The 3,226-nt window shown below is 66.2% G+C and carries 3 protein-coding genes; all 3 read left to right on the forward strand.

Annotated features, from left to right (window positions below; all coding sequences use genetic code 11):
• Positions 1–594: DsbA family protein (locus A612_RS11065; RefSeq protein WP_019374547.1), on the forward strand; the 594-nt coding region annotated here is incomplete at its 5' end.
• Between the two features lie 378 nt (positions 595–972).
• Positions 973–2,664, forward strand: a complete 1,692-nt coding sequence (locus A612_RS11070) for an MFS transporter (protein WP_019374548.1) — start codon at positions 973–975, stop codon at positions 2,662–2,664.
• 260 nt (positions 2,665–2,924) lie between these two features.
• Positions 2,925–3,226 (forward strand): porin (locus A612_RS11075; RefSeq protein WP_040436670.1); only part of this gene is annotated, 302 nt, incomplete at its 3' end.

Here is a 3,226-nt window from a genome sequence, read left to right on the forward strand (position 1 = left end):
CGGCTGCCGCAGGCGCTGGAGGGGCTGAGCTACCACGTGCGCTACCGGCCCGTGCTGCTGGGCGCCTTGCTCCAGCAACACGGCAACCCCGGGCCGGCGGGGATCGCCCCGAAGCGCGACTGGACCTACCGCCACGTGGCGTGGCTGGGCCACTCCCTGGGCTGCGGCCTCGACATGCCGGCGCGCCATCCCTTCCCCCCGCTGCCGCTGCTGCGCCTGGCGCTGGGCTGCAGCGAGGACGGCTGCATCAATCGTTTCGTCGCCGGAACCATCCTGCGCCATGTCTGGCTGGGCGGCCAGGATGCGCTCGATCCGGTGCGCCTGGAGCGGCTCGCGCAGGAGCTGGCGCAGCAGCAAGTGCCCGACCCGGACGGCCAGCAGGGGCGCGCCAAGGCCCTGCTGCGCGCCAACACCGACGAGGCCGCGGCCCGGGGCGTGTTCGGCGTGCCGGCCTTCGAGGTGGACGGCCGGCTGTTCTGGGGACTGGACGCGCTGCCCATGCTGCGCGCCTGCCTCGCCGGAGATCCGTGGTTCCAAGGCCCAGCCTGGGATGCGGCCGCCCGGGTGCCGTCCGGGCTCGCGCCGGGGTACTGACGCAAGCACCGCCAGCTGCGCGGTCTGCCTGCCGAACCCGTCTTGCGCCAAATCAAGGGTTTGTCCTAACCAGGACAAACCCTGATTTGCTTTCTGAGGGTTAACCCCGAATTTGCGGGCCCCAGCCGATTGACAGAACCGCTGCAGGGGTTCCATTTTTCGGCTCATGAAATGGCAAATCCGGGTTGCTCCGGAAATTGTCAGCACTGCGTAAGAGCCCGCCCCGAGCGGCCCGGCGGGCCTGTCAGCTTTCGGTCAGACAGCACTTCGATATTGCGCAGCGAGGCGTCACCGCGCGTCCTGCGCCGAGCCAACGACCTTCCTCGTGCCTGGTTTGCAACCGCCTCGACATCCATCCCTACGCAGGAGACAGCACCCATGGCAACCACCACCGCCCCGCTGGCCGCCCGGGCCACGCCCCGGCCGATGACGCCGGAAGAAAAGAAAGTCATCTTCGCCTCGTCCCTCGGCACCGTGTTCGAGTGGTACGACTTCTACCTCTACGGCTCGCTCGCGGCCATCATTGCCAAGCAGTTCTTCAGCGGGCTGGATGCTGGCGCGGCGTTCATCTTCGCGCTGCTGGCCTTCGCGGCCGGCTTCCTGGTGCGCCCGTTCGGCGCGCTGGTGTTCGGCCGCCTGGGCGACATGATCGGGCGCAAGTACACCTTCCTGGTGACCATCCTGATCATGGGCATCTCCACCTTCATCGTCGGCATCCTGCCCACCTACGCCTCCATCGGCATGGCCGCGCCGGTCATCCTGATCGTGCTGCGCATGCTGCAAGGCCTGGCGCTGGGTGGCGAGTATGGTGGCGCTGCGACCTACGTGGCCGAGCACGCCCCGCACGGCCGCCGTGGTGCCTACACCTCGTGGATCCAGACCACGGCCACGCTGGGCCTGTTCCTGTCGCTGCTGGTCATCCTGGGCACGCGCACCGCCATGGGCGAGGCGGCGTTCAACGACTGGGGCTGGCGCATTCCGTTCCTGGTGTCCATCCTGCTGCTGGGCATCTCGGTGTGGATCCGCCTGTCGCTGTCCGAGTCGCCGGCCTTCCAGAAGATGAAGGCCGAGGGTAAGACGTCGAAGGCGCCGCTGTCCGAGTCGTTCGGCGAATGGAAGAACCTGAAGATCGTGATCCTGGCGCTGGTGGGCCTGACCGCCGGCCAGGCCGTGGTGTGGTACACGGGCCAGTTCTATGCGCTGTTCTTCCTGATGCAGCAACTCAAGGTGGACGCCGTCACGGCCAACCTGATGATCGCCGCGGCGCTGCTGATCGGCACGCCCTTCTTCCTGGTGTTCGGCTCGCTGTCGGACAAGGTGGGCCGCAAGCCGATCATCATGCTGGGTTGCGTGCTGGCCGTGCTGACCTACTTCCCGGCCTTCAAGATGCTGACGGAAGCCGCCAACCCCGACCTGGCCAAGGCCCAGGCGACAGCGGGTGTCGTGGTGACCGCCGATCCCGCCACCTGCTCGTTCCAGGGCAACCCCGTGGCGCGCGAGATCGACTTCAAGAGCTCCTGCGACATCGCCAAGCGCTACCTGGTGCAGAACTCGGTGAGCTATGACAACGCCGCAGGCGCACCTGGCTCTCAGGCCGTGGTGAAGATCGGCGACAAGGTCGTTACGGCACCCAGCGGCACCGTGGTCAACCACAAGTTCGACGAGGCAAGCGTGAAGGCCATCGCCGCCTTCAAGAAGGAGATGGCCGAAGACCTGAAGCTCGCCGGCTACCCGACCAAGGCCGACCCGGCCAAGATGAACAAGCTGATGATGCTGGCGATCCTGACCTACCTGGTCATCCTGGTGACCATGGTCTATGGCCCGATCGCCGCCATGCTGGTGGAGCTGTTCCCCACGCGCATCCGCTACACCTCCATGAGCCTGCCCTACCACATCGGCAACGGCTGGTTCGGCGGCCTGCTGCCCACCACCTCGTTCGCCCTGGTGGCCTCGGCGGGCAACATGTACAGCGGCCTGTGGTACCCCATCGTCATCGCCGGCATGACGGTTGTGATCGGCACGCTGTTCCTGCCCGAAACCAAGGATGTGGACATCTATGCCGATGCCTGATGGCTGGCTGAATCGCTGCCGCGCCTGAACGGCTGCCCCAAAGCCCTCGCAAGAGGGCTTTGGCGTATCGTCTCGCGCGCAGTTGTTGCAGCAAAACATCAGCAGCCTCGAAGCTCCTGCTTTCTGCACCGGTTTGCCCTGCCGCGCCACCTAAAATCCTGCCCTTGGGTGCCCAGGGCGTCTGCGGGCCAGTGGTGGTTTCAGAAGCCGGATGCCTCATCCGAATCCCCAATAGACACACGATCTCACAAGGAATCCACATGCAAAAAGTCAATCGCCTGCTGCTGGCCACCGTCGCCCTGCTGGGTACCTCCGCTGTCTTCGCCCAAAGCAGCGTCACGCTGTATGGCCGCGTGAACACCACCGTCGAGCGCCAGAAGGTGGGCGACGAGAGCAAGACCGTGATGCAGAACAACTCCTCGCGCTTCGGCTTCCGCGGTGTGGAAGACCTGGGCGGTGGCCTGAAGGCTGGCTTCAACCTGGAGAGCGGCTTCAACTCCGACACCGGTACCGGCAGCGCCTGGACCCACGGCGGCAACACCGGCGGCCTGAGCTTCGCCCG

The organism is Melaminivora alkalimesophila (assembly GCF_000282995.1).
Lineage (GTDB): Bacteria > Pseudomonadota > Gammaproteobacteria > Burkholderiales > Burkholderiaceae_C > Melaminivora > Melaminivora alkalimesophila.

Excerpts from the sequence above, each read along its gene's own strand:
- A612_RS11070 (WP_019374548.1), top strand. The coding sequence starts at position 973 with ATGGCAACCACCACCGCCCCGCTGGCCGCCCGGGCCACGCCCCGGCCG.